Genomic DNA, 22,441 nt, shown 5'->3' with positions numbered 1-22,441 from the left:
TTTAATCATCTTTCAACATTAATCTGCTCAAATTAAAATCTCCTATACCACATGCGACGTATACCCTGTTGACAAACTCAACTTCGCAACGTTCCATGAATAACTTAGTCAACTGGCTGGCCAAACTACAAGAGGCCACTTCTACTTCTTATTTGAAACGCTCTACTAACTTCCTGTATGCAGGCGCCTTTTCGCTTATGATTGGGCTATACGCCTGTCAGGATCATCGCCTTCCTCAGCCTGGTCAGAGCATCCAGTCAACAAGCCCTAAACCCGACTGGGGACCAACCATCGGCCCGCAAATGCTGGCTGTTATTGAAGAGCTAGGCCGCCTTAGTCCCATTCCGCTTAATACCCTCACCCCTCAACAGGCCCGCCAGCAACCTTCCTTCAAAGATGCAGTTAACTCCTTGCTGGATAAGAACAAAATTCCCCGACCAACGGCAAATGTCACTAGTAGTCAGCAGACTATCCCCGGCTATAATAATGTTCCCATTCGGATCGTGGTTTACACACCCAAAAATAAAACCGGCCCACTGCCCGTCATTGTCTATTATCATGGCGGAGGCTGGGTCATTGCTAGTCCGGAGGTGTACGAATATTCAACCTTGGCACTAGCTGAAGAAACGGGAGCCATTGTGGTTTCGGTGGACTACCGCTTAGCGCCTGAGAATAAATTTCCCACTGCCCATGAGGATGCTTATGCCGCCTACAAATGGGTCACTCAGAATGCGGCCTCGATCAATGGTAACCCGGCTAAGATAGCGCTGGCGGGAGAAAGTGCTGGGGGGAACATGGCTATTACCACCGCGATGCTCGCCCGGGATCGGGGAATTGCTCTACCGGTGCATATCCTGTCGGTATTCCCCGTAGCAGACAACAACCTGGATACTCCTTCGTACAACATCTACAAAGATGCCAAGCCATTAAACCGTCCTTTAGTGGAATACTTTACGGCGAACTATTTCAACAGCCCTGCCGATGGTAATAGTCCGTTGATATCGCTGGTAGATGTAGCGGATCTCACCAAGCTACCCCCTACCACCATTATTGGGGCTGAAATCGATCCGTTGCAAAGTGAGGGTATGTACTTGCGAGATAAACTAGCCAACTCTGGCGTTACGGTGACCTATCAATTATATCCTGGCGCTACGCATGAGTTTTTTGGGATGTATGCTATTGTCCCTCAAGCCCAGCAGGCTCATACATTAGCGGCCACCCAGTTGATCAATGCCTTCCAATAAAGTCACCATGCAAAAAGATAAAGCAGCCGACAATTAAATCGTGTCGGCTGCTTTTGTTATAAAAAGGGTATCCTATTGAGGCAACAGCAGCAGGCTCTCTGCTACGTTTGCTTTTAAGCGTTCCAGCGCTACGTCCTCCCCGCGCAGATACGCCTGCAAATTTTTCTCTCCCGTCTGCCCAATCAGCCGCCAAGCAGGGCCGTAACTGAAACACGCGTCAGTGTGGTCAATCAGAGATTCTAATGCCAATCTTGAAAACCAAAACAAGCTATTGACCTGCACAGCGCTGGCAGTAATAGGCAGTCCTATGAAGTAGTTAGCCCTATCAATAAAGTCAGTGTGGGAGAAGGGCGGCTGGTCCATGAAAAGTAAGATTTGGCCAACATTTTTAGTGGTCAGGCAGTTAGCGGGGTAACTCAGCATATTCGGCCAGTCTAGGGAGCAAATCCACCCCATTACTTACAAACCTGCCCTGGGGTAGGTCCTATAGTCTGTTAGTTTCTTGGTAGTCCTAAACTTGTAATGAGTCACTACAAATTTGATTGAGTTGATATGTCGATCCAGTTTTTTTAGAAAATGACAGGCTTAATCGGGTAGCCCTTAAGAAGTAATGATGATTACCAAAGGCCGCAGTCAGGCAGTAGTTTTGGGTCGCCAAACTCAAACTATAGAGTTTAAACAAACTTGGTTTAGGCCAGGCTGGGCTTCTGTTTCTAAGTAAGCAGGTGCAGCAAATTGCACCAACCAATCTGGTGCTGTATATGAAAATGGATGGGAACACCAAAGATGCATCGGGGAAAGGGTTCGATGGAAGTCTGAAGGCAGGTGCTTCCATATGGGGAGCGGGCACACCTACACTGACGAAAGACCGGTATGGCGTTGATAATAAGGCCTATCACTTCTTTAAAGGTGGTAATATTGAAGTTCCTTACAACACGGCGTTGAATCCATCGAAAGAAATTACGGTCAGTTTATGGGCACGTATGGATTCAAGTAATGCCAACAACTATATGTTGGGCCTAAATCGTTGGAATGGCTATAAATTCAATATTCAACAGGCTAATTACGCCTTCTTTACAATTAAGACGGGCACAGGCATTATCGACCATGACAATGCAGACCCAACGCTGGACCTTAACAAATGGTATCATATCACGGTGACTTACAAAGCGGGTAATATGAATTTTTACCTGAACGGAACCCTGGTAAAAAACTGGCCTAACCTAACGGGTGACCCCGTGGCGGTGAAGAGTACGATTAACTTAGCCATTGGTCAGGATTTGCCAACGAGCTTGTATAAATTTGATGAAGCTTCTCAAAAGGATGATGCCGACGGTAATAATTTCTACGGCCCTTGGGGTGGCTACTTCCGGGGTGATCTAGATGAAGTCCGCATTTATAACGTGGCCCTGAGTGATACGCAGGTAAAATCAATTTATACGGCTGAGAAGCCCTAATAAATACTTGTCGAATAACCACCTCTCCCCCTAAAGGGGCTTTGTCTGATTTGAGGAAAGCCCCTTTAGGGGGAGAGATTGTTTAGCTAGCTTCTTTGATTACATCTAATGGCCAAACTCTCCGCGCTGCTTTGTTTTCTTTGGCTGACCAGCTGCAACCGCGAACAGGCGACAAACCGTCCGCTTACGTTTTGGTGCTCCAACAATGCGGGAGAAATTGCTTTTGCCAAAAGCTTTACGGCTCAATGGCAGCAAAAGCGACCTGATAAGCCGTTACAGTATCAGCCTATTCCCGAAGGACAGTCGAGTGAAGAAATCATTCTGGCCTCGGTGGTGGGCAAAACCACACCCGATATTTACGCCAATATGTGGCAGGGTAGCGTGGAGATGTACGCCAAAGCGGGTGTATTAATTCCCTTAGACACGCTGAAAGGGTTCCGGGAGTTCATGATGGCCCGCTGTGATAGTGCCGTTATTCGGGAAATTACGTCGGCGGATGGCCATATTTATCAGGTGCCCTGGAAAGTGAATCCGATTATGCTGGTCACAAATACCCTCGCTATGAATGCCCTGCATAACACCAAGCCTCCCTATACCTATACAAAGTACCTCAATGCCGGACGTCAGTTTAAACGGGATAGTGATGGCGACGGCTACGTTGATCAATGGCTGGGTTATACGGAAGTAAAAGCTATCTGGTACGAACGGCTCTTCAATTTTTATCCACTTTATCTGGCGGCTTCTAATGGCGCTCCACTTATTACGAATAATCGGGCTGCTTTCAATAACCAATACGCGATTGAGGTATTTCGGTTTTTACAGACGCTGTACAAAGACGGTTATTTCGCCAAAGAGCGTCTTTCGGCCACCCGCGACCCATTTTTAGCCAAGCGAATTGCCTCGCAGTTTACGGGTCCCTGGACGGTGGGTTTCCTTGATAAATTCAAAGATCCTGGTTTCGAATACGGTACGTATGCCATGCCCGTTCCAGACAACCATCGCGGTCCGGCCTATACGTATGGTGATCCCAAGAACATTGTCATTTTCAACACCTGCCGCGATCCTCAGACCGCCTGGGAATTTGTAAAAACACTCGTAGACAAGCCTGGTGATTTGCAATTAATGGAATTAACGGGTCAGTTTCCTCGTCGGAAAAACGTTGATACAGATCCATATTTCTCCTCCTTCCTAACAAAGAATCCACGTTTACTTCCCTTTGCCAAACAGTCCCGCTACATCAAAGGCGTAGATAACTCGGAAGTAATTGTAGAAGTCTTTGATATTATCTCGCAGGAATACGAAGCCTGCGTAATTTTCAACAAAAAGACACCTGAAGCCGCTATTGCCGACGCAGCCAAGGCGGTAGATGTACTGTTGGGTAATTAGTGAATGAATGATTGATAGAATGATAGAATAAAAAAGCTGGCGTAAGCCTATTCTATCATTCTATCAATCATTCATTCAAAATTGAATTCGTATGAAAAAGTGGACGCCCTATCTTCTCATTTCGCCTTACATCCTGCATTTTGCGGTGTTTGTGGCGTTCCCCGTCGTATTCTCGGTGGTGCTGACGTTCCATAGCTGGAACATCATTTCGCCAATGCACTACGTTGGGTTAGCCAATTACGAACATCTTTTCAAAGATCGGCTGTTCTGGCAGGCAGTCTTGAATACGGTACGTTTCCTGCTGGTACACATTCCTCTGCAAATTGTTGTAGCACTGGTATTGGCAGAGTTACTGAATCGAACGGTACGTGGCGCATCGTTTTTTCGGGCGGCTTTTTTTCTACCGGTTATCGTGTCGGGCGTGGTCGTTACAATTTTGTGGCAGCAACTATTAAGCTTCAACTCGGGTATTCTGAATCGATTGCTGACGGCCATGAGTGTGCCCCGTGTCGCCTGGCTCGACGATCCAGCGGTGGCGATGTATTCCATTGCGGTAATGGCGACCTGGAAAAACGTCGGGCTGTACGTTATTCTGTTTCTGGTCGGACTGCAATCAGTACCGCTGCAATATTATGAAGCGGCTGATCTCGAAGGAGCCACCAACTGGCAGAAGTTTCGGTTCATTACGCTGCCAATGATCAACCCAACAATTTTTACCGTAGTCGTCCTCTCAACCATAAGTGGGTTTTCGCTCTTTGTGGAACCCTACATCATGACACAGGGCGGGCCCATGAACACGACGCTCTCAGCGGTCATGTACATTTACCGACAAGCTTTTCAATATTATCACATGGGCTATTCTGCAACACTAGGCTTTTGCTTTGCACTGATAATTCTATTTGTCGTGATCATTCAACGACGTTACGTTGAGCAGGAAGTGTAAACGAAAAACATAACATGCTTCAAACCACTATAAAATACATTCTACTGATCCTGGCGGCCGTGTCGTTCATTTATCCGTTTATCTGGATGGTAAGCGCGTCCCTGTCGTCGGAGAATGGGCTGGGCGATTTGACATTGTTGCCGGTGGGGTTTACGTGGAGTAACTACGTAACGGTGTTCACTAAAATCCCGCTCGACCGGGCTTTTCTGAATAGCTCTTTTGTGGCCCTATTGACAACGGGACTAGTTTTGGTATCAGGTGCAATGGTCGGTTATGCACTGGCAAAACTGGATTTTGTAGGGCGGAACTGGATTTTTTACCTCATCATTTTCACGATGACACTACCGTTTCAGATCACACTGATTCCGAATTACATCACCATGGTTCGGTTAGGCTGGGTCGATACGTATCTGGCACTGATTGTTCCCTTTGCGCTTAGTTCCTTGTCGATCCTGTTATTTCGGCAGGCATTTCAGAGTTTACCACAAGCGTTGATTGATGCAGCCCGAATGGATGGAGCCAATGAGATGCGGATTATTTTTCAGATACTGATCCCAAATATTCTGCCAACAGTGCTCACCATTACCATCCTGACATTTATGGGCTTATGGAACGAGGCTCTATGGCCATTGATCGTTATTCGGGATGAATCGAGGATGACGATGCCGCAACTGGTAACGCTATTTTCCGTTGGTGGTCGGGCTGAAGGCCAACTGGGTGTGAAGATTGCAGCTGCTGTTATGCTGGCTATTCCGATTGTGATTTTGTACCTGTTTTTCCAAAAACACTTCATCCGAAGCATGGCGTCTTCGGGCTTAAAAGATTAAACTTCTTTCCTGTCTTTGCGCGACCAGGAAATACTAGAACTGAAACGTTATGATTCGTCCTGTTTTTTTTAAACTTCTTACACTACAAATCTTACTCATCGCCTTTTCGTGTAAGAAAGAGCAGCCTGTTGCCCAGACCACTACGCCGACCACGCGCTACGTTAATCTATCGCATCTGGATCGACTGTATCAGACGGTTAAACTAGCTTCGAATGGAGCCGACGTTGGAACGGTAGCGATCTACAGCGAAGCGCCGGATTATCACCTCGTGACGGATACCGACGAAGGATTTACCTGTATCGACGACGTAGCGCGGGCAGCCCTGCTGATGTTACGTGAACCTGATCTGGCAACCAATAAAGACACGCAGACCAAATTGCGGACAATGACAGAGTTCGTTCTGCAATTACAAGCCGACAACGGGTATTTTTATAATTTCCTCTGGCCCGATAGAACCATCAACAAGACGTTTCAGACGAGTGTGGCCCAAGCAAATTTTTGGTCTTGGCGCGCCTTATGGCTTTTAAGCGAAGCTTATCCGTACTACCAAAAAGCGGATGCGACTCTGGCGGGGCGTATGCAGACGGCTATTCAGAAACTGACAGCCAATATGATTCGAGACTTTGGCAACAAGCCAAAAGAGTACAATTTTGTTCAGGGTATTCAGGTGCCTAAATGGCTTCCTTTCGGTTCGGGCACCGACCAGGCAGCCATTATGCTGATTTCTCTGGCTAATCTCTATCAGCAAACCCCCAACCCCGATGTTCTGAACCTGATTGAATTGCTGGGTGATGGCATTCTGGCGATGCAATACGGCGATGCAGGCAAATATCCATATGGTGCGATTTTGAGTTTTGATAACAGTTGGCATGCCTATGCAAGTGATCAATCGTATGCCTTATTACGAGTTGGAAAAGCCTTGAATAAACCGACCTGGATTGCAGCTGCCAAGCGTGAAATTGATAATTTTTACCCGTATCTAATTCAACTGGGTTTTCTGGAATCGTTTACGGTACAACAACCCGGCACTGAAGTTAAACCGATTAAATCCAGTCAGGTTTCGCAGATTGCCTATGGTATTCGGCCGATGGTCTGGGCTGCGCTGGAAGCATTTGATCAAACGAAAGATGCTAGATACGCCGACTTAGCCGGGCAACTGGCCAGTTGGTTTCTGGGAAAAAATGTAGCCAATACGCCTATGTACGACCAGGCATCAGGACGAGGTTACGATGGGATTATCTCAAGTAACCAGATTAATCGCAATTCAGGCGCCGAATCGACCATCGAATCTCTCTGGGCATTTCAACGACTCGAACAATATCCTGAAGCAGTGAAAGCATTAGAAAAATATAAATAGCGAATGGCTGAAGTTATACTACGTCACATTGCCAAGGCTTACCCAGGTGGACCGAAGGTGATCAACGATGTCAATATTGACGTTAAAGACCGCGAATTTGTCGTGCTGGTTGGGCCGTCGGGTTGTGGCAAGTCTACGTTGTTGCGGATGATTGCCGGTCTGGAAGATATCACCGATGGAGACCTGCTGATTGATGGACAACGTATTAACGATCGTGCTCCGAAAGACCGCGACATTGCCATGGTATTCCAGAATTACGCGCTTTACCCACACATGACCGTTTACGACAACATGGCGTTCGGGCTGAAGTTACGGAACATGGCCAGTACTGAAATCCGACAACGCGTGACCAACGCGGCCAGAATACTGGAAATTGAGAATCTTCTTGATCGAAAGCCCAAAGATATGTCGGGTGGACAGCGACAACGCGTGGCTATTGGGCGGGCTATCGTACGAAATCCACAAGTATTCTTATTCGATGAACCGCTCAGTAATCTAGATGCCAAACTCCGCGGTCAGACGCGTATCGAGCTGCAAAAACTTCACCGCGAGTTGCAGGCCACGATGATTTACGTTACTCACGACCAGATCGAGGCCATGACTCTCGGCGACCGGATTGTGGTACTACGTAATGGCGACGTGCTACAATACGATATACCTTTAGTGCTGTATAATCAGCCCGCTAATTTGTTTGTTGCCGGTTTTATCGGTTCACCCCCAATGAATTTCCTGTCCGGTCGAATTGTCAATTCAGATAAAAAAATAAGTTTTGAAAGTACAGGGGGTACCGTTCGGATTGACTTGTCAACGTCGATTCATCAGCCGGCCCTGGTGGCTTATGAAGGCCGCGAGGTAACGCTTGGGATTCGGGCGGAGCACATTCGGGAGCAGCCCATTGGTTTGCCGCAACAAAATTACTCCGCTGAAATGGCAACGTTAATTGACGCCATAGAGCATATGGGTAGCGAAATCCTGGCCTATTTTCTAATTGAAGACCGTCGGTTTGTCGCTAAGCTTCCCGGTGGGGCGTCCGTTACGTTCGGTCAGCCGATTGTTTTGTTTTGGGAACTTGATAAGCTTCACTTCTTCGATACACAAACTGAGCAGGCAATTCGATAAGTGTCGCTGATTCTTACGCTCTTTACAAGTGTACAGATTAAGAATCAACCTAAGTATGGACTTGCAACTTTTTACTGGACACTAGTGCTTTTCCAATTTAGATTCTATAGTTTCTATAGATTCTATCGATTCTGATAATCAGGTATCTAGTATCAAAAGAATCTAATAGAATCAAAAAAAACTATTTTGGAAGAGCACTAGCTTAAACTTAATTTTACTGGTCAATTTTACGAAACAAGTCCAGACTTCCTGAAGCTACTAAATTATCCCGTTAACAGGCAGCAAGTGTCTGGTTATCGACAGTCGCCTAAATTCCTTCGATAAAGCTAGAAATGAGCGGTAACAACGATTCATTAAAGATAGCAGAACCCAGTAACAGCCCACCTATTGACTTGGTTGTCACTATTGAATAGTACTAATCGTGAGCGGTGTACCTTCACCCAGTTTATTGAAGATAATCCGTTTAAAGTGGTTGGCATGACCTTGACGCGATTTGGGGATTCAGGCGATTTCATTCCGAATAGTGCGGGTGGGTACACCCGAGTAAAGAATGTCAATGGGAAATGGCTACCCCGCGACGAGAAGGCCCGCTTGGCCTTGCCTTTATTGAATTTCCGGTCTTTTTTAGGACGGCTGCGGGTATCCTGTCTACGGCTCAGGATATGGCTCATTGGCTGATCGTCTTATAGTCCGGGAAGTTGCTTTAAAAGAACCGTAGCGGTTGTCAGCATCAGCAGTTAGAGGCACTTACCGGTTGCATGCAGCAAATCATAGACGTACTACGGAAAAGCTAGCCATTTAGGCCTGATAATCTTAAGACAGGACGAGTTACTGGTATAATTATTCCCAATAAAGGCTTATAAATGAGACGAGCAGATTTTATCTGTAAGTGAATGGGGCGTTTAAGAAACAGATCTATTTTTCTTCGACTTCAAACGATTCCCAATATGTCAAAATCCTATATTCGAATAGTAAACCAGATTATGCAGTACGATCTCTCTAAATTATCCAACCGACAGAAAGAAATTTTACGGTTACTGGCGGGCGACCTATCTATCGATGCCATTTCCAAGCGACTATCTTTAACTAGCCGTACTATTTCGGGCCATCAGCAATTAATTATAAAGCTATTGGGGCTCGACAATGAAGCTGAGTTAATTCAGTTAGCCAAGTCAGTATACCTTTAACTCCCTCCAGCCATTTTGGGCTTTTTATGGACACCCCAAAAGCTACTTCAATTAGCATCAGAAGTCTGTCTACACGTTTCTTCGTGTGTTATTCTTTTATTTACTTGGTCACTGGACAGCGAAGAGAAAAGTAGGCTGCCATTGTAAAAGGAAAATTCTCTCAAGTGAGAAAAGGCAGATTCGCATGCCCCTAATTGAGGCTTTTCAGACGGCAATACTTCTCGTTATATTTTCCTGGAAAGTTCAATAACAGGCTACCACAAGCTATGACTTTTAGGAGTCTTAACCGGATTATAAATAGCTTATTTATAATCCGGTTCGTAAATTACGAAGTAAGGTACGGTTAGGTAGATGCTGGCTATTGCAACAAAAAGCGAAAAGGAGGAAATTGAGTAGGAGGCAAAAGATTAATCTCGTACCAATACGTTTTTAACATCTCAATATATTCTTTCCAGCCGCCTAAATCTGCCGGTTTAATAGTAAAGGCCGTTGCACCTGTTTGGTAGGCTTGTCGAACATGGGCTGGCGAATCCGAAACGGTCATCATGATAATAGGGACTTGGCCTTGAAAGCGAGTGCGTAGTTCAGGCAGCATGGTCAACCCATCGGTAGGTTGGTGGAGATTGATATCTAATAAGATAAGCTGGGGGCGTTTACTGACACTATCACTTAAATAATGAAGAGTCTCCTCCGGGGATGTTGCACGCACAAAAGTGGCTTCGGGAAACAGCATATCGCCCAGCCGATGTAAAAGATCGAAAGTTGGTTGATCATCCTCAACCACAAGAATTTCAAATGTTTCGTTATCAACCATAGCTGGTCGTTGTTTTTTAGACGAATATAGCAAAGCCTCATATGTTTTTTGGCTAACTAACTACTCTCGCTTTTGTTTGATGATGAACGAGTGGGATTAGCGATGTAGGTCAACCCATTGGGGAAAGATCGAGCAGACTGTTTGTTAGTTTGGAAAGTAATGCAGGAGAATTATGGATAGCCAATCAACGTCTGTACCAGGATTATGACCTCACCAAGCGCTACTTTTCCTGCTGACTTACGGTAGATTTTGATCAGCCATGAATGGGAGGTTTGACAAACCATCAAACCATTGTCCGTTTCCATACGACACTTGTCCATTTTTGGACAAGTTAGCTCCGGTTAATTAGCTAAAACAGCCTTTTTTAGGCATCTAAGCCTGGTTTGAAACTTTGGCCAAGTATTTGTACGACAAAGCCTATACTAATAATAGTTGCTTTGGTAATGAAACGAGCATTCTTAGGTGAATTGGAGGAAGTAGTCTTGCTGACGGTAGCCGCTTTGCAAGAACAGGCCTACTGTGCCTCAATTACCCAAACGATTGACCAGCAAATGGCCCGCAGTATAAGTTTCCCTACAGTCCACACTACTCTGCAACGACTTCAGGAGAAAGGTTTTGTCGCTTCTTACATGGGTGGCGCAACTACGGAGCGAGGAGGTCGTCAAAAACGCCTGTTTACCGTCACAGCGGCAGGTCAACGGGCATTGATCGAGTGTCGGCAGGTTCGGACCCAATTGTGGGAGCAGATTCCAAGCCCAATTCTTCAGCTATGGGGCGCTTAACCAACAGCAAGAAACCCAACACCAGCCCTCCCAATTGGGCTGCCTGGCTACTGAGCCGATTTAGCCCACCTGGCCTGGAAGACGAACTACAAGGCGATCTGCTGGAAATGTACGCTTATTGGGTGCAGACCAAAGGCCTATCAAAGGCTCGTTGGTACTATGCGCTGGCAGTCCTGCGGTTAATTCGGCCATTGGCTGATAAACGAATGAGCCAAGCCTCTAACAAATCTGAGTATCCTAACACATATACTTTGCAACCTGCCATGATTCGGAACTATCTATTAATTGCCTGGCGTAATCTGAGCAAAAACCAGGCTTACGCTTTTATTAATGTATCTGGGTTGGCGCTCGCCATGGGTTGTGCGCTGCTGATTTTCGCCCTGGTTCGCTACCATTATCAAACCGACCACCACCATCATAATTTTAACCGGATCTATCAATTTACCTCGCGCTTTTCCTCGCCCGCCGGTGATCTCAATATTCAGGGCGTCCCGTATCCATTGGGACAGGCTATTCGCACCAATTACCCTGATATTGAACAGGTGGCCATGCTGGATGAGTGGTACGGACCCTTGGTTGCTGTGCCTGTTCCCAATGGAGTCGATAAGAAAATTAAGGATAGCGGCTATAAGGGGGCCTTTGTTGAACCGGCCTATTTCCGCATTTTCGACTATACCTGGTTATCCGGTGGGCCTGATGACCTCGACCAACCAGGCACCGTCGTCATGAGCGCTGAGATGGCTCGCAAATGCTTTGGCAGAATAACTGGCGTCGTGGGCCGGGTCGTTCGGCTGGACGCCCGAACGCCCGCTCGTGTTGTGGGAGTGTTTGCTGACTATCAAGACAATACAGATCTAACTTATTCAATCATGGCTTCCTGGAAATCGCTTAAGGGACAACTCGGCGCTCTTCCTGAAGACCAACCTTTTGACAACACGAATGGCAGTACGCACTGTTTTGCCCTGTTCAACGACCGTTTTACTGTTACCGATTGGAATCGGCAGCTTCTGTCGTTTGTCAAAAAGTACAATCCCAAACAAATCAAAGAGACATCCTACCCCATCATGGCGTTCAGCAAAATGCACCTATCGCCCGAGTATGGTGGGGTAAGCCGGGGATTGTTGCTATCGCTGATATTTATCGGTCTGTCGCTGATTGGTACGGCCAGTATCAATTTTGTGAACCTAGCTACCGCTCAAGCGCTCAACCGGGGCCGAGAAGTAGGCATTCGTAAAGTATTGGGCAGTACCAAAACGCAGCTGTTCTGGCAATTCATGGGCGAAACAACCTTCATTGTCCTGCTCGCCCTGGTGCTGGCGGGGGGCGTCTTCCAGTATGGACAGATACTGGTTCATCGCTTCCTGCATGGCCCGTTTCGGTTTACGTTTTATTTTTCACCTTCGGTTATCGGGTGGGTAGCTCTGGTGGTCGTAATGGTCATTCTGCTAGCTGGTCTATATCCTGCGTTGGTCGTAGCCGGCTTCCGCCCTGTGGTCGCCTTAGCCGGGCGTCTCACCACCCAGCAGGTGGGCGGGTTCTCACTCCGGCGGGGCCTAGTGACCAGCCAGTTCGCGATTTCTCAACTACTGCTCATCGGGTTGATCGTCGTGGCAAATCAACTCAGCTATGTTCAAACGAAGGATCTGGGCTTCCGAAAGTCGGCTATCCTGACGGTGAATTTGCCCAATACGCCTGCGCAGGATCTGGCTAAACTGAGCACATTCCGAAAGCTGGCTACCGCCTTGCCTGATGTTGGTCAATTCAGCTATTCCATGAGTGGCCCTCCCCAGTCAGGCTCAACCAGCCAAACCAGGGTTCGTTTCGACACTCGTCCCCAAGCAGAGCCCTATACACCCCAGCAGACTTGGATTGATGCGGATTATGTGGGTTTGTATGGTCTGAAATTACTAGCCGGACGCAATGTGCAACCTTCCGACACGGCCCGTGAAGCGCTCATTAACGAGACATTCCTGCATCGGCTGGGCTTCAGCCGACCGGCGGAGGTATTGGGTAAATACTTGCACAAAGAAGGCTTTGCCCCACTAGCAATTGTCGGAGTATTAAGGGATTACAATCAGCTGGATCTCAGACAAGGAGTAACCCCGTTGTTTATGACTACGTTAGCAAGTGGATTCTATTCAGCCAATATTCAACTTAGCTCGCCCAACTACAGCCGGGCACTGCGGCAGATAGAGCAGACCTATAACCAGGTTTATCCAGATAGCTTTTTCGAGTCAGAATTTGTGGAGCAGCAACTCCAGAAGGCTTATCAACAAGAACAGACCATGGGCAGTCTGATCAACTTTTTCACTGGGGTTGCCTTGTTGATAGGCAGTATGGGTTTGTACGGCCTGGTCCTGTTCATGGTGGTGCAACGCAGGAAGGAGGTTGGCGTGCGTAAAGTCTTAGGAGCTAGTGTAGGCAGTATTCTATGGCTGTTCAGCCAGGAGTTTGTGCGATTGATCGGTATCGCTTTTTTGCTGGCTGCACCCGTAGGCTGGTGGGTGATGACTAACTGGTTGGCCAATTTTACGTACAAGATTTCCCTAAATCCGTTCATGTTTCTACTGTCGCTGTTGGCCACGGTAGCCGTTGTGCTATTAACGGTGAGTTTCCAGAGCGTGAAAGCCGCTCAAATGAACCCAGTAAAATCTTTACGGAGCGAATAGACGTTTACCAGTTGCTATCAAATCAATTAGATAAATTGGTTTGATAGCAACTGGTAAACAAAACCTTCATTGCTTTTGAACTAGGGTAATATCAATTCTTATAAAACCCTTGTTTCATAAGTGTATCAGGTTACCAGCCAATTAGTTGCTTATTTTTCAAACTGAAAAATCTGGTCCATGAGCACCCATTTTTCGCCAGCTTTGGCCCAGGGAAGCGGCTGCTGAAACGTCCACATAAGCCGTTCCCATTCCTGCACGTGCGGGTTATCGGCATCCATTTCCTTTTTCTTTTCAAAAGTGAATTGGTCGTCCGTTTCCAGAATCATGAACATCCGGTTACCAGTTCGGTAAATCTGAAGATCCAGGATTCCCGCGTTCAGATCGTTGGCTCGCACTTCCGGCCAGCCAGATCCTTTAGCATGCCAGCGTTCATAGTCGGCAATTAATTCAGGATCATCTTTGAGGTCGAGAGCCAAACAAAATCGCTGCATAAAGCTTAAGAGTAAGTTGTATTTACTAGGTAGAAGATGGGCCAAAGTAGGTTTGAAACGACCGGATGGTTTGCTGAGCCGCCCGGTCAGGGTCTGGATAAGGAAACGCTTCGGCTGAAATATAACCGGAATACCCAATTTCCCGGAGGGCTGCGGCTACCGAATCCATTGACGTATGTCCCAAACCAATCGGTCGCCGGTTGCTATCGGCAAAGTGAACATGACCAATGTACGAGCCCGCTGCGCGGATACTATCGGCCAACGAAGCCTCTTCGATATTCATATGAAACAGATCCGCCAGCAACACCACCTGTTTGGTACCCAGTGAGCGAATGAAGTCAACCCCGGCCTGGAGGTCATTGATCAGGTTGGTTTCGTAGCGGTTCAGGGGTTCGTAAATCAAGGGTACACCCAGTTTTTGGGCCGTCTGATCCAGGGTAGTCAACCCATCAGCCAGCCAACCTAACGCCTGTACTTTTTCGGTGCCCGGCGCTACGTTTCCCTGCATGGAACCAATAATGGCAGGAGCGCCGACGGTTGCCCCAAAAGACATCATGTCCGCAATGAACGCGACGGCCTTGGCCCGGATCTGCGGATCGGGGTCCGTCAATGTGAGGCCATGCAGTACCTTCCCGGCACCGGTTCCCACAGCCGCTACAGTTAGGCCAAATCGACGGGTCAGCTCAAGTAACCAACTGGAGCTGATCGTGTCGGCGGATGGCGTAAATAACTCAATGGCGTCGAAACCCAGCTTGGCTGCTTTCGCCATACTGATTTCCAGATCATCCCAATAAATCCAGGGGCCAGTTTTGATGTCAGGAACCAGTGCGATGGTAACACAGGATTTCATGGCAGATTTCATCAATTCGCGGAGGTATCAAAATCGACCATAATTTTTGTGATCGGACCAGGGTTCTCCGACCAGTCAGCCAGCGCTGCCCCGGCTTCATCCAACGACACAACCCGGCTAATAACCGCGTCTATCGGGAATTTGCCCTTTTCCAGGTAATCGATCACCTCTGGAAATTCACCCAGGCAATTGCGGGAACCCAAAATTTCAATCTCTTTCCGAACGAATGTCCCCGTATTATAATCGACCGGCTTTTTGGCATATCCAATGTAAACCACCCGTCCTGTATAAGCCACCTCATCGACGGCAGCCCGGTACGTAGCTGAATTACCGACCGCTTCGATCACTACGTCAGGACCGTCCCCGTTGGTGATGCTCATCAGGGCCTCGTGCAGATCAACTTGGGTGGTATTGATAGTATGGGCAGCTCCGGCCAGTTTCGCTGTGCGCATCTTGGCCTCGTCGATGTCGATCGCGATCACCTCAGCCCCCCGATGAACCGCAGCGGCTACGGCTCCCATGCCCACGATACCGCAACCAATTACGGCTACTTTTTCGCCCGTAGCAACCCTACCCCGGCCTACAGCGTGAAAACCTACCGTCAGTGGCTCAACCAAGGCAAGTTCCCGAACGGATAAGAGAGCCGAACTGTGCAGCTTTTGCCAGGGAACGCTAATCAGATGGGTCATTGCGCCGGGTCGGCGAACGCCCATCGTTTTATTATCCTGACAGGCGTTTGGTCGCCCTTTTCGGCAGGAAAGACAAACGCCACAATTCAGATACGGATTTAACGTAACATGCATACCGGGCTGGAATTGGCCCGGCACCTGGCTGCCCGTTTCCAGGACCGTAGCGCCCACTTCGTGGCCCAGTACATTCGGGTATTCCTGTAGTTCGAACAGTCCCCGGAATCCGTTGAGGTCGCCCCCGCAGAATCCAACCCTATTGACCTGTAATAGGACGTCTTCCGGGCCAGGCGTGGGTATGTCGATGTCGCGTATTTCCGTTTTTCCGGGCTCTACGAGCACCAGCGCAGGTTGTTTATTCATGTTGACCGTTCGATTTAGGAATATTATTCTCTGGTTTTCCCTCAAACCACATCTGATTTTTCACCGGAGCAACCAGTGTTTCGATACGCTGAAGTAATTCATTGGGTATCTGGATCTGAAGCGCCCGCAGATTCTGCTCGACCTGCCGCTGCTCCGACATTCCCACGATGGTTGTCGCAATCACCGGATGCTGTACGGCATAATTCAATGCTACGTCGCTCAACGCCAGCCCGTATTCGTTACACAAGGCAACTAATTTGGGCTGTATGTCTTTCACGGCCTGGGGGGAACTTTGCCAGGAGGGAATTGGAGCAGCGGACAAAATTCGCTGCATCAGGGGAGCGGCATTCATCAGCCCAAACCCTTTTTCTATTGAAAGGGGTACTAGTTCGTCGTTGATTTCATCTTCCAGCAGCGTATAGTGGCCCCAGGATAAAACGGTATCGACGTCTACTTGTCGGGCAATTTGAGCCAGATACCGTACCGGTAATCCCGAAAAACCGACATAGCGCGCTTTACCTATCTCTTTAACGGCAAGAGCGGCCGGAATAGCCTCGGTCAACACCTGTTGCCGATCACCAAACTCGATGTCATGGACAGTCAGTAGGTCTACATAATCTACCTGTAACCGCTCCAGCGACTCGTCGATGCTTTGCAGCACCCGCTCGTAGGAAAAATCGAAGACTCCATTTCCATATCGGCAACATTTGGTGGCCACAAAAACAGAATCCCGTTTATTCTTTAACGCTTTTCCTAACCGCGTTTCAGCCAATGTATCCCCGTAAAAGGGAGCTACATCAAAGAAATTAATGCCTTGATCGATGGCCGTATGTACCGCACGGATACTTTCCGTTTCTGATACTTCATTAAAAACATTTCCCAGCGGAGATGCGCCAAAACTCAATAGTGATACGTTGAGGTCGGTCTTCCCTAATTGGCGGTACTGCATTGATTATTTTTTATTGACAAAATTGATAGTAGCAGCCAGCGCACTTGTTACCAAATAAGAAACTAGCTCAATGACTCTCCAGCTACGCTACCAGCAAATGCACTAAACTTGAATTTCTACTAGTCAGAGACCTTGAATGAACCTTAGATTGCCAATCAGAAGGGATACGAATAGCCGTTATTCAGGGTCAGCCTAAATCGGAATGCCTCCCGGCGCTACTGGAGAAGCTGCCCAATTCCTTTTCTAATATATCGCCTTCTAATTGAGCTTCTCTAAGCTCACGCTATAGCCTTTTGATCTGTGCTGTTCGTCATTGAGTGCCGTATTAGTAGATAAAAGTCGCACGTTTTTTTATGGTGCTGCCTCCATTTGCTGATTCGCAACGAATCGACACACAGTTCACGGTCGGACCGCCGAAGCGGCTACCTTCTGAATTGAGTCCTTTGCATACGCAACTCAACCGGTACGCCGGGGCGTGCCATTCCCCTAAAGGCTTCGTCAAAAATCCGTCTTTTCTTCATAGGTACTTTCGGTTTACCCCAAATGTGCTTAAAATCCGTCTCCAGTCAAATGTAGCAACTCCACATAGTCATATCTCATTGGATAGGAAGTCACTAACTATTCAAATTTGCGGGTACATTTTTTCTATTTTAGAAAATCTGAACTAATTTAGAAAACGTATAATATTGATCAATACGGCTCCCTTGTTTACCTCGCACTTAGATAACTTAGCAAAAAACACGCTTGGCCTTGAGATGTATATGTGTAAAAATTACTTACGTATCCTCTTAAAATGGTTATTTTTAGTCCTGTCTTCGATATCTGGATGGTAGCCGGGATAGTTAATTTAACTAATTAGCGCCTGGGCATATCGTTTTTACTAGCTAAGGGAAAGTCCTGTTAATACCTGATAAATGCAGATTAACCAGACGCATTATCTATTTATTATCCATTAAGAGTCATCAGTTCCACTATCCCCATTTTTAACCCTAATGAATGTATTAATTGCTACTTATCTAATATCATCTTCTCCTTCAGGGGTTGTTACTTCCTACCAAACATTAGCCAACGATCTGAAGGAAGCCGGTATGGGCGTTCAGATTGTAGATTCATCACATACACCTGTTGTCTGGCGTAAAGGCTTAGGTATAATGAAGCGTATTGCACGACTGCTGGGTGGTACTTGCCAAGCTGCATATGAAGAATTTGCCTATTTTACAGGCGTATATCTGTCTACCCGTAAATTTCGTCAAACCAATTTTGACCTCATTCATGCCCAGGACGCCCGGTCGGGGGTGGCTGCCTGGCTGGCTCTTAGCAAACAAGTACCTGTGGTTCTTAGCTGCCATTTCAATGACGACCCAGTAACAGAGTTAGTCCTTCGTTTTTCACTAAAATCCTGGGCTACAGCCCGCCTTACGAACTGGTATAGGTATCTGTTATCAAAAATAAAAAACTACGTATTTAGCTCAGAGTACGCCTATATAAAATCAAAACACCTTTTACCAACTACTATCAATAAGCTAATTCTCTACAATGCTGTAAACTTAAAAGCTACAGCTGCCCAATTAACCCGGCTTCCCTCCGACCAGTTCAGGATTAGCAATGTTGGCTACGTCGACGAACGGAAAAACCAACAATTACTACTTCAGATTGGGCACGAACTTTGTAAACGAGGCATCGTTAATTTTACGATCTGGCTCATCGGCGATGGTCCAAAACGTGTTGACTATGAACAATTAGCGGTATCGCTGGGCCTTTCTGGACAAGTGCATTTTTATGGGCAGTATGATGCTCCCTGGAAACTGGTAGCGCAGTCGGACCTATATGTTCATACATCTCTAAATGATAATTGTCCCTATTCTATTATAGAAGCGTTAGCCGTGAAAACACCAGTTCTCGCACTGCCTGTAGGTGGAATTCCCGAGATGTTACCTCAGGAATTTGGACTACTTCGTGGTTCCGACGTGAGCACACTAACCGATGAGATTATTCACTATTTCGACCCGAAAAACCGTGCCCGGCTGACTCAGGAACAATCCACCTTTGCCGACCAACGGTTCAATCACCAAATTAACCTAAAGAAGTTATTTGCTTTTTATAGGCACATAACGGGTAAATCTGCTTATTCTACACTACACCATAACAGATTGACAGTAAATACAGAAAAAAGCAAGTCGTCTCAAAATGAGACGACTTGACCAATTGCACCATATCACCTTATTGCACTGGTTCACTACTATGTCGATTGATCAATGCAAGTGATCGACTATTAACGATCATAATCTTTATTTTGAGGGTCAACGTTTGTCCAGCCTGAAATCCAGTTATCTGAACCAAACGCTCCGCGGTAGGCAACCTGGGTGAAGAACGAGTTGATTAATTTTCCACCCGATGTTCCTGATCCTAATAAAGGGGAAAGCGCTTGCGGTAAGAAATTAGGGGCAGTAAGGGTGAAATTAGCTCCATTTATCAGCAGAGATGCCAGATTAGATGCCTGAACAATCTGATTACTTCGCTCGGCTGCCGTGAAATACGCTGAAGCCTGGTCGGTAGAAATGCTACCTGTACCTGCTATAGGCGTTAACACGTTAGCCAATACAACTCCTTTTAAATCAATAGTACCACTTGTCAGGCCAGTTCCAGATCCGTTGAGCGTTACCCCTACTGGATACCCATACACAACGGAGTTATAAATACTAATGGCACTGTTTCGGCGCAGATAAATACCCGACTGATAGGCTCCCGTGCCTTTTGCCGTATTGGTTGTTGTAGGCGTTGTATTAAACGCGAAATTGCTCATATTGGCAAAGACTGGAGCAGCCTGGGTCAGTCCGTTAACTAGAGTCACAGCTGTAACATCCGTAGTTTCTGTGGGTGAGTAGTTCTCTACCTCAAACCCGTTCGAGCCAGACTGATCGGCCACATCTGGGTCGCGAAGAGCAACGCCAAACTGCACATTGCCTACATACCCCCAGTCTACACTCCAGTCGTCGTCGAAGCTGCGGTAGGCAAACAAGTTTTTTAAGTTTACCGAACCACCAAACCACGAAAAACCATCGCCCCCACTATACGAGATCTGGACATGGTCGATAGTGGTACCAGAACCTACTCCAAGCAACGAGAGTCCACTGAGTCTGGTTACGGGCGTGGTAGGCTGGGTAGCCCCGGCATATTCGATACGCACGTATTGTAGGGTGCCGGAGTTATCTAACGGCTCACCATAGGTTTCAACTGTTCCCCGAACGCCATTTGGAACAGGCGTTGTACCAAGCTGATTAATAGGCGCTTTTCCAATTAGAACAACACCACCCCAATCGCCATAATTACGTTGACCAACAGCTTTGGCCGAAGTAAATACGATGGGTTGAGACGCCGTTCCCTGAGCAATTACTTTACCTCTTCGTTCAACAATCAGGGCACCGGCATGATTCGTGCCAGTGGGGTCTCGCTCAGGTCCAGCCCCCCTGATTACCGTTCCAGCCTCGATAGTCAGTGTATAGTCGGCTGGAATATATACCAGCCCCCGCAACAAATAAATCGTGTCCTTTTTCCAGCTCAGATTGGCAAATGTAGTTCCCGACACTTCTTTTACCGGTTTAAGTGCAGGAGTAGCAACCGTAAACGTGGTTGAAGCCTGAGCCGTCTGTCCGTTAGCCGTTACCGAAATAGGGCCACTTGTAGCACCAGCGGGTACAACAACGACCAGGCGCGTATCGGTAGCCGAAACTACCGTAGCCACTACGCCACCAATTACAATGGTATTACTACCAGGGGTGGTATTGAAGTTTGTTCCGTTTATGGCAATGGTGCTGCCAACCGGCGCAGTCGCCGGATCGATACTAGTTATGGTTGTTGTGGGAGTTGGCTTTACAACCGGTGCAGGATCATCCGGGCTTTTCTTACAGGCAACAATAACCACAGCCAAGCCCAACAGGAGCAGTAGACTGGAAATAATGTGTTTGACAGTTGGCATACGTTAATTGGTTTTAACGGTTATTGATATAGTAATAAGCAGGATAGAGCCTGCATTTCAGATGCGACTGCCCGTACTAACTGGCTTTGGGTGGTTGTATCGATTTAGGTATAGATTACCCAATCAACTTTAAATCAGGTTGCTCAATTTGTTCTGACTTTCCCATACACCGCTCGTAGAGAGCGATGTATTTATCAGCCACTCGTTGAATTTGAAATCGTGTTTTTATGATCTGAGCAGCTCTGGTCGATAGTTTTTCATAGAGTGCAGAGTCCGACAGAAGCTTATCTACGGCATTACTAATTGCATCAATGTTTGTCACATCAACCAGTATACCCCCATCTTCGACCACCCAGGGCACGGCTCCGCTATTTTTTCCGGCCACAACCGGAACACCATAGCTCATTGCTTCGGCCAGTACCATTCCAAATGATTCTTCGAGTGATGCATGGAGCAGGATTGTGCTCTGTCCCACTTTCTCTAGGACTTTAGCCTGATGCGTATGACCAAAAAGCACAACGTTTTGAATCTGGTGTTCGCGACAAAAAGCGGCCGCCTGTGCTTCTGGATCAAAGGCCGTTCCAAACCCCCAAAGAATAGCTTTAGGATGACGCTGCTGAATAGCTTTAAACGCTAATAGAGCCGTTTTACAATTCTTACGTTCATCCCAACCATTGACAACAATGCTGATAACAGGTGCATTAGGTATGGCTGATCCCAATTGTTTCGATGGGATAATCACTGGATTGGGCACAACGGCTACTGGTAGTTTTACCCACTTTTGCACCGATTCAGCCATATAAGGTGATACTGCCGTGAACCAACGTCCTTTCTGGAAAACATAACGTGCTAAAAGAAGCATAAAGAAACGCTCCAGTGTAGGCACGTACTTGTAAATGATTTGGGCATTATCATGTACCGTTATAAGCGCATTGGGGGTGTACGTGAGTGCTGCCAAGGCAAATTCATATGTCCAGTGTGCATGAACAACATCGGGCTTATACTTCTTTAACACCTTTAGAATTCTGCTGCGCTCATATTGATAAAAATCGATAGTGCGCCCGAGTCTCCAGCCATTGGGCCGAAACGTACGTTTACGTCCTGGTATAACAACATACGTTAGCTGACCATCATCATAGACAAATGGTGGTTCATCATCATCCAGCTGAGCATCGGTCGTAATGGCCAGCACTTTATAGCCGCGCGCCAGATACTCATGAATGAGATTACTGATCAGTGGAGCCCACCCTTGACCTTTTGGATAGGTACCCAACTGTTGCCTGGCCGATTCCGAGAGCAGATCGTTGGTGGCAATAGCGCCTAAAACTCCAATATACATGG

The 22,441-nt window shown here is 47.1% G+C and carries 20 protein-coding genes; 12 read left to right on the top strand and 8 right to left on the bottom strand.

Annotated features, from left to right (window positions below; translation table 11 throughout):
• Nucleotides 1–95: 95 nt before the first annotated feature.
• The gene (locus H3H32_RS03500) at nt 96–1,244 is read left to right on the top strand and encodes an alpha/beta hydrolase (protein ID WP_182461291.1); all 1,149 of its coding nucleotides are present in this window, start codon (nt 96–98) and stop codon (nt 1,242–1,244) included.
• Between the two features lie 72 nt (nt 1,245–1,316).
• Here the strand turns inward: H3H32_RS03500 and H3H32_RS03495 are convergent, their stop codons facing one another.
• The gene (locus H3H32_RS03495) at nt 1,317–1,607 is read right to left on the bottom strand and encodes a hypothetical protein (RefSeq protein ID WP_182461290.1); all 291 of its coding nucleotides are present in this window, start codon (nt 1,605–1,607) and stop codon (nt 1,317–1,319) included.
• A 362-nt stretch (nt 1,608–1,969) separates the two neighbouring features.
• On the opposite strand from H3H32_RS03495, the gene H3H32_RS03490 reads away from it, so the two are divergent.
• The 8 genes from H3H32_RS03490 (at nt 1,970) to H3H32_RS03455 (ending at nt 9,520) form a co-directional block, all read left to right on the top strand.
• Entirely contained in the window at nt 1,970–2,701 is a 732-nt protein-coding gene (locus tag H3H32_RS03490; protein WP_182461289.1) for a LamG domain-containing protein, read from the top strand.
• A gap of 108 nt (nt 2,702–2,809) precedes the next feature.
• The gene (locus H3H32_RS03485) at nt 2,810–4,087 is read left to right on the top strand and encodes an extracellular solute-binding protein (protein ID WP_182461288.1); all 1,278 of its coding nucleotides are present in this window, start codon (nt 2,810–2,812) and stop codon (nt 4,085–4,087) included.
• 91 nt (nt 4,088–4,178) lie between these two features.
• Entirely contained in the window at nt 4,179–5,030 is an 852-nt protein-coding gene (locus H3H32_RS03480; protein WP_182461287.1) for a carbohydrate ABC transporter permease, read from the top strand.
• 14 nt (nt 5,031–5,044) lie between these two features.
• Nucleotides 5,045–5,857 (top strand): carbohydrate ABC transporter permease, encoded by an 813-nt coding sequence (locus H3H32_RS03475; RefSeq protein WP_182461286.1) that lies wholly within the window; start codon nt 5,045–5,047, stop codon nt 5,855–5,857.
• 49 nt (nt 5,858–5,906) lie between these two features.
• A complete protein-coding gene (locus tag H3H32_RS03470) occupies nt 5,907–7,214 on the top strand; it encodes a hypothetical protein (RefSeq protein ID WP_182461285.1) in 1,308 nt (435 codons plus the stop codon).
• A gap of 3 nt (nt 7,215–7,217) precedes the next feature.
• A complete protein-coding gene (locus tag H3H32_RS03465; protein WP_182461284.1) occupies nt 7,218–8,333 on the top strand; it encodes an ABC transporter ATP-binding protein in 1,116 nt (371 codons plus the stop codon).
• A 405-nt stretch (nt 8,334–8,738) separates the two neighbouring features.
• Nucleotides 8,739–9,011, top strand: coding sequence for a hypothetical protein (locus H3H32_RS03460; protein WP_182461283.1), 273 nt, complete (start codon nt 8,739–8,741; stop codon nt 9,009–9,011).
• Nucleotides 9,012–9,280: 269 nt separating this feature from the next.
• A complete protein-coding gene (locus tag H3H32_RS03455; protein WP_182461282.1) occupies nt 9,281–9,520 on the top strand; it encodes a LuxR C-terminal-related transcriptional regulator in 240 nt (79 codons plus the stop codon).
• Between the two features lie 358 nt (nt 9,521–9,878).
• Here the strand turns inward: H3H32_RS03455 and H3H32_RS03450 are convergent, their stop codons facing one another.
• Nucleotides 9,879–10,334, bottom strand: coding sequence for a response regulator (locus tag H3H32_RS03450; protein WP_182461281.1), 456 nt, complete (start codon nt 10,332–10,334; stop codon nt 9,879–9,881).
• 443 nt (nt 10,335–10,777) lie between these two features.
• Here H3H32_RS03450 and H3H32_RS03445 point away from each other — a divergent pair, with 443 nt between their 5' ends.
• On the top strand, nt 10,778–11,116 hold the full coding sequence (locus H3H32_RS03445) for a PadR family transcriptional regulator (RefSeq protein WP_182461280.1): 339 nt from the start codon (nt 10,778–10,780) through the stop codon (nt 11,114–11,116).
• Nucleotides 11,104–13,785 carry an FtsX-like permease family protein gene (locus H3H32_RS03440; protein ID WP_220472597.1) on the top strand — a complete coding sequence of 894 codons (2,682 nt, stop codon included), beginning with the start codon at nt 11,104–11,106 and terminating at the stop codon, nt 13,783–13,785. Before H3H32_RS03445 ends, H3H32_RS03440 begins: the two co-directional genes overlap by 13 nt.
• A gap of 149 nt (nt 13,786–13,934) precedes the next feature.
• Here H3H32_RS03440 and H3H32_RS03435 read toward each other — a convergent pair whose 3' ends face one another.
• Genes H3H32_RS03435 through H3H32_RS03420 form a run of 4 tightly spaced genes read right to left on the bottom strand, consistent with a single transcriptional unit; the run spans nt 13,935 to nt 17,124 of the window.
• Nucleotides 13,935–14,276 (bottom strand): L-rhamnose mutarotase, encoded by a 342-nt coding sequence (locus tag H3H32_RS03435; protein WP_182461279.1) that lies wholly within the window; start codon nt 14,274–14,276, stop codon nt 13,935–13,937.
• Between the two features lie 25 nt (nt 14,277–14,301).
• Nucleotides 14,302–15,126, bottom strand: a complete 825-nt coding sequence (locus H3H32_RS03430) for a sugar phosphate isomerase/epimerase family protein (protein WP_182461278.1) — start codon at nt 15,124–15,126, stop codon at nt 14,302–14,304.
• Nucleotides 15,127–15,137: 11 nt separating this feature from the next.
• Entirely contained in the window at nt 15,138–16,175 is a 1,038-nt protein-coding gene (locus H3H32_RS03425) for a zinc-binding alcohol dehydrogenase family protein (RefSeq protein ID WP_182461277.1), read from the bottom strand.
• The gene (locus tag H3H32_RS03420) at nt 16,168–17,124 is read right to left on the bottom strand and encodes an aldo/keto reductase (RefSeq protein ID WP_182461276.1); all 957 of its coding nucleotides are present in this window, start codon (nt 17,122–17,124) and stop codon (nt 16,168–16,170) included. Before H3H32_RS03420 ends, H3H32_RS03425 begins: the two co-directional genes overlap by 8 nt.
• Nucleotides 17,125–18,116: 992 nt before the next feature.
• Here H3H32_RS03420 and H3H32_RS03415 point away from each other — a divergent pair.
• The gene (locus tag H3H32_RS03415) at nt 18,117–19,325 is read left to right on the top strand and encodes a glycosyltransferase (protein WP_182461275.1); all 1,209 of its coding nucleotides are present in this window, start codon (nt 18,117–18,119) and stop codon (nt 19,323–19,325) included.
• Between the two features lie 71 nt (nt 19,326–19,396).
• Here the strand turns inward: H3H32_RS03415 and H3H32_RS03410 are convergent, their stop codons facing one another.
• Together H3H32_RS03410 and H3H32_RS03405 are read right to left on the bottom strand one after the other, a co-directional pair.
• Nucleotides 19,397–21,100, bottom strand: a complete 1,704-nt coding sequence (locus H3H32_RS03410) for an IPT/TIG domain-containing protein (protein ID WP_182461274.1) — start codon at nt 21,098–21,100, stop codon at nt 19,397–19,399.
• 115 nt (nt 21,101–21,215) lie between these two features.
• Nucleotides 21,216–22,439, bottom strand: a complete 1,224-nt coding sequence (locus H3H32_RS03405; RefSeq protein ID WP_182461273.1) for a glycosyltransferase family 4 protein — start codon at nt 22,437–22,439, stop codon at nt 21,216–21,218.
• Nucleotides 22,440–22,441 lie beyond the last annotated feature (2 nt).

This window comes from Spirosoma foliorum (genome assembly GCF_014117325.1).
GTDB lineage: Bacteria > Bacteroidota > Bacteroidia > Cytophagales > Spirosomataceae > Spirosoma > Spirosoma foliorum.
This window is presented reverse-complemented; position numbering and strand designations above follow the sequence as displayed.